Genomic DNA, 5,100 nt, shown 5'->3' on the forward strand with positions numbered 1-5,100 from the left:
CCCCCTCCCCCACGGCCGCGGCCCAGGCACGCGCCTGGCTGCACACGGCCCGCTTCCTAACCGAAGCTCCGCAACTGCAGCACCTGCCCCCCCTGGCCGCGCCCGAGATCGCTTTCGTCGGTCGCTCCAACGCCGGCAAATCCACCTGCATCAACACCCTCGCGCAGCAGCGGCAACTGGCTTTCGCCTCCAAGATGCCGGGCCGCACGCAAAGCATCGTGCTCTTCGCCCTGGGCAAGCAGGGCGCCACCGACGCGGTATTGGCGGATTTGCCCGGCTACGGCTACGCTGCCGTGCCGCAGGCGGCCAAGCGGCGCTGGCAGCAGGTCATGGCCAATTACCTGGTCAGCCGGCCCAATCTCCGCGCGGTGGTGATGCTGTGCGACGCGCGGCTGGGCCTGACGGAGCTGGATGAGGCGCTGCTGGACATCATCCGCCCGCGCGTCGAGCAGGGGTTGGATTTTCTGGTTCTGTTGACCAAGGCGGACAAGCTTTCGCGGCAGGAACAGGCCAAGGCGCTGTCGATTGCGCGACTGCAGACCGCTGGGGGCGATGCGATGCTGTTCTCCGCCCTCAAGCGCCAGGGCGTGGACGAGGTGGCCCTGCGGCTGTGGGACTGGTCGCACCCCGCGGCCGCGGCCTCAACCACCTGACTCCTGGCGCGGCGGGGCCCACCCCGGAGCCCGCGCCCATGATCGAAACCTTCTCGCTCCCGCTGCCGCACGGCATCACCCTGAGCGTGCGTGCCGCCGGCCAGACCGGCCGGCCCGTACTGCTGTTTTTGCACGGCTTCCCGGAGGCCGCCTTCGTCTGGGACGAGGCGCTGGTGCGGTTTGCCAAGCCAGAGCATGGCGGCTGGCGCTGCATCGCGCCCAATCTGCGCGGCTACGAGCGCTCCAGCGCCCCAGCCACGGCCGAGGCTTACCGGGCTCGTCACCTGATGCAGGACATCGCCGCGCTGATCGACGCCGTCACCGCTGCGGGCCCCACCCCCGGCCGCGTCGCCGCCGTGGTCGCCCACGACTGGGGCGGCGCCGTGGCGTGGAACCTGGCCGCGCTGCAACCACAGCGGCTGCAACGGCTGATCATCCTGAACTCGCCCCATCCGGGCGCGTTCTGGCGCGACCTGCGCCACTCCCCCGCGCAACAGGCCGCCAGCGCCTACATGAACTTTCTGGCCCGGCCCGACGCGGCGCAACGCCTGTCGGCCAACGGCTATGCCCGGCTGTGGGCGTTCTTTCGGGGCATGTCGGACACCTCGGCCTGGCTGACGCCAGCCCTGCAGGCGCAGTACGAGGCCGTGTGGGCGATGGGGTTGCAAGGCGGGCTGAACTACTACGTCGCCTCGCCCTTGCGGCCACCCACTGCGGACGACCCCGGCGCGGCGGGGGTGGAGCTGCCCGATGAGCTGCTGCGCGTACGGGTGCCGACGCGGGTCGTCTGGGGCCTGCAGGACCAGGCCCTGCTGCCCGGCCTGCTGGACGGGCTGAGCGACTGGGTGCCGGACCTGCACATCGAACGGCTGCCGCAAGCCTCGCACTGGCTGCTGCACGAGCAACCGGCGCAGGTGCTGGCGTTGATCGGCGGGTTTCTCCCATCACCCGAGCGCACGGGGTGACTTGTAGCGCGCGTAGCCCCACAGGTATTGTTCGGGGCAGCGGCGAATCAGCAGCTCCATCGCCCGGTTGATCTGGGCCGCCGCCTGCGCCGGGTCGGTGGCCAGCGGCTCGTCCATCGCCTGCGCCCACGGCTGCACATGCACCACATAGCCGCGGCCCCACGGCAGCCGTTGCCCCCACGCGAGCAGCACCTGCACCCCGGGCTGCTGCGCCAGCCGCGCCGCCAGCGTCATGGTGTAGGCCGGCCGGCCAAAAAACGGCGCCCACACGCCCAGCCCCTGCGGCGGCACCTGGTCGGGCAGCAGGCCCACGGCCTCGCCACGGCGCAGGGCCTGCATGAGCTGCCGCACCCCGGCGAGCGTCGTGGGTGCCGCGGCCATGCCCGGGCGCTGCCGCGCCTGCCGCAGCAGCGCATCCAACGCCGCGTGGCGCGAAGGCCGGTACAGCACGGTGATCGGCGCGGCGTGCGGCACGCCAAACCGCTCGGCATAGGCGCGCGGCGTGACCTCGAAGCACCCCAGGTGCGGCGTCAAAAACAGCACGCCGCGCCGCTGGGCCAGCGCCGCCTCGATGTGCGCCGCCCCCTCCCAACCGACGGGCACGGGCGGCCCAAACCACAGACGCGGCAGCTCCGCCACCTGCTTCCCGGCCGCCCCGATCGATGCCCAGCGCGCGCGCCCGCTCAAGCCAGCCTGCCGGGTGTGCGCCCACCACCGGCGGCGGTAGGTGGGCGACGCCAACCACGCCCCCCAGCCCGCGCACCAGCCCAGGGCGTGCAGGGCCAGGAGGGGCCAGCGGGACAGCACCGCGAACCAGGCCCTCACGGCGTGCTCCCCCACAGGCTGGACAGCGGCAGAGCCCACAGGCCGTCCCCCATGGGCAGGGTTTCGGCCCCGTCATAAAGCAGCACGCCCATCCGAAACCGCTCCCCTGCCACCGTCCGCAGCTTGGTCAAGCCGCGCCAATCCCGCTCGCCCACGGTCGCCGCCGCCTTCACCTCCACGCCCACGACGTGGCCGGCGGCATCCTCGATCACCACATCCACTTCGACCTTGTCCGCGTCCCGGTAATACAGCAGCCGGTATTGCCCCTGCGCCACGCTGGCCAGCTTGAGCAATTCGGCAAAGACAAAGGTTTCCAGGACATGCCCGTACGGGACCCGGTCCCGCTGCACCGCTTCCGGGGTCAGATCCAGCAGCGCGGCCAGCAAGCCGGCGTCCGTGAACTGCAGCTTCGGCGTCTTGACGATCCGGCTCAGGCCATTGCGCGCCCACACATCCACCCGTCGCAGGAGGTAGAGCTGCTCGAACACGCCCAGGTAACGGGCCGCCGTCTTGCCGTCCAGGCCCACCTCGGCACCCAGGCGGGTGTGGTTGCACATTTGCCCCGCCATCTGCGCCAGCGCCCGCAAAAAGCGGGGCAATTGGTCCAGCTTGTCGATGCTGGCCACCTCGCGCACGTCGCGCTGCAGGATGGCCTGCAAATACTGCCGCGCCCATGCCGCGCGCCGGCGCGGTGTTGCACGCGCCACCGCCTCCGGATACCCGCCCCGCAGCACGCGCTCGGTCAAGTCGGCCCCCAGCGCCGGCCGGTCCGCCCGCAGCAGGCGGCCCGCAAACACTTGGTCGATCCAGTTGTCGGTGCGTCGCTCGATCTCCCCCTGCGCCAGCGGCAGCAGATGCAGGGTCTCCATACGGCCGGCGAGCGAATCCGCCACCGTGGGCAGCGCCATCAGGTTGGCAGACCCTGTCAGCACGAACCGGCCGGCGCGGCGGTCCTCGTCCACACTCTTCTTCAGCGCGAGCAGCAACTGCGGCGCACGCTGCACCTCGTCGATCACCGCACGATCCAAACCACGGATCAGGCCCACCGGGTCCTCCCGCGCCGAAAGCAGCGTCACGGCATCGTCCAGGGTCAGATACCGCAGACCCGCCCTCTGCGCAATCTGTCGCACCAGCGTGGTCTTGCCCGACTGGCGCGGACCGGCCAGCAGCACCACCGGCGTGTCTTGCATGGCCTCGATCAGGCGCGGCTCTACCCAACGAGGGTACAAAGCGGGCGGAAACATCGGGCGATGATATCGTAAAGATCGGATTGAATGGCCGAAAATTCCGGAATCGATGCGCATGGATTCCGGAGATTGCACCCGGCCCTCTACCCCCATACCCCGCCCGGATTCCCCGGCACAGGCCGGCTTCGGCTACACTTCGCCCCATCGCCGAGTTACCGAACTACTTGCGGGCGATTCACAAATGCCGCTAAAGCGTTCGCCAACACGCCCGTTTGGGGCCGGCGAAACGCCGGCAACCCATCGACAGGAGTGTATAGCCATGGCGAACGACTTCCTCTTCACCAGCGAATCGGTGTCCGAAGGCCACCCGGACAAGGTGGCCGACCAGATCTCGGACGCCATCCTGGATGCGATTTTCGAGCAGGACCCGCGCAGCCGCGTGGCGGCCGAGACGCTGTGCAACACGGGGCTCGTCGTGCTGGCCGGCGAGATCACCACCAACGCGCACGTGGACTACATCCAGGTCGCGCGCGACACCATCAAGCGCATCGGCTACGACAACACCGAGTACGGCATCGACTACAAGGGCTGCGCGGTGCTGGTGGCCTACGACAAGCAGAGCAACGACATCGCGCAGGGCGTCGACCACGCCAGCGACGACTACCTCAACACCGGCGCCGGCGACCAGGGCCTGATGTTCGGCTACGCCTGCGACGAGACGCCCGAGCTGATGCCCGCGCCGATCTACTACGCGCACCGCATCGTCGAGCGCCAGGCGCAGCTGCGCAAGGACGGGCGCCTGCCCTTCCTTCGCCCCGACGCCAAGAGCCAGATCACGATGCGCTACGTCGACGGCCGCCCGCACAGCATCGACACCGTGGTGCTGTCCAGCCAGCACAGCCCCGAGATGAGCGACGGCAAGCACATGAAGCCGGCGTTCATCGAGGCCTGCATCGAGGAGATCATCAAGCCCGTGTTGCCCAAGGAGTGGCTGCACAACACCCGCTACCTCATCAACCCGACGGGTCGCTTCGTCATCGGCGGCCCGCAGGGTGACTGCGGCCTGACCGGGCGCAAGATCATTGTCGACACCTACGGCGGCGCCTGCCCGCACGGCGGCGGCGCCTTCAGCGGCAAGGACCCGACCAAGGTCGACCGCTCCGCCGCCTACGCCGCGCGCTACGTGGCCAAGAACATCGTCGCCGCGGGGCTGGCGCGCCAGTGCCAGATCCAGGTCAGCTACGCCATCGGCGTGGCACGGCCGATCAACGTCACCGTCTACACCGAGGGCACGGGCGTCATCCCGGACGAGCAGATCGCTCGCATTGTCAACGAGGTGTTCGACCTGCGGCCCAAGGGCATCATCCAGATGCTGGACCTGCTGCGCCCGATCTACGGCAAGACCGCCGCCTACGGCCACTTCGGCCGCGACGAGCCGGAATTCACCTGGGAGCGCACCGACAAGGTGGC

Annotated in this window: 5 protein-coding genes; 3 read left to right on the forward strand and 2 right to left on the reverse strand. The window is 69.7% G+C overall.

The window, feature by feature from the left end; translation table 11 throughout:
- Nucleotides 1-38 precede the first annotated feature (38 nt).
- Nucleotides 39-653 carry a ribosome biogenesis GTP-binding protein YihA/YsxC gene (gene yihA / locus V7026_RS10910; RefSeq protein ID WP_334155409.1) on the forward strand — a complete coding sequence of 205 codons (615 nt, stop codon included), beginning with the start codon at nucleotides 39-41 and terminating at the stop codon, nucleotides 651-653.
- 38 nt (nucleotides 654-691) lie between these two features.
- On the forward strand, nucleotides 692-1,618 hold the full coding sequence (locus V7026_RS10915) for an alpha/beta fold hydrolase (RefSeq protein ID WP_334155405.1): 927 nt from the start codon (nucleotides 692-694) through the stop codon (nucleotides 1,616-1,618).
- Here V7026_RS10915 and V7026_RS10920 read toward each other — a convergent pair.
- Nucleotides 1,598-2,443, reverse strand: coding sequence for a lysophospholipid acyltransferase family protein (locus V7026_RS10920; protein WP_334155406.1), 846 nt, complete (start codon nucleotides 2,441-2,443; stop codon nucleotides 1,598-1,600). The genes V7026_RS10915 and V7026_RS10920 overlap by 21 nt on opposite strands.
- Nucleotides 2,440-3,633, reverse strand: coding sequence for an ATP-binding protein (locus V7026_RS10925; RefSeq protein WP_334155407.1), 1,194 nt, complete (start codon nucleotides 3,631-3,633; stop codon nucleotides 2,440-2,442). Before V7026_RS10925 ends, V7026_RS10920 begins: the two co-directional genes overlap by 4 nt.
- 316 nt (nucleotides 3,634-3,949) lie before the next feature.
- On the opposite strand from V7026_RS10925, the gene metK reads away from it, so the two are divergent.
- The coding region (metK, locus tag V7026_RS10930; RefSeq protein ID WP_334155408.1) for a methionine adenosyltransferase at nucleotides 3,950-5,100 on the forward strand (1,151 nt) is incomplete at its 3' end.

It is taken from the genome of Tepidimonas sp., assembly GCF_036825565.1.
Classification (GTDB): domain Bacteria; phylum Pseudomonadota; class Gammaproteobacteria; order Burkholderiales; family Burkholderiaceae_C; genus Tepidimonas.

Excerpts from the sequence above, each read along its gene's own strand:
- V7026_RS10915 (WP_334155405.1), top strand. The coding sequence starts at position 692 with ATGATCGAAACCTTCTCGCTCCCGCTGCCGCACGGCATCACCCTGAGC.
- V7026_RS10925 (WP_334155407.1), bottom strand. The coding sequence starts at position 3,633 with ATGCAAGACACGCCGGTGGTGCTGCTGGCCGGTCCGCGCCAGTCGGGC.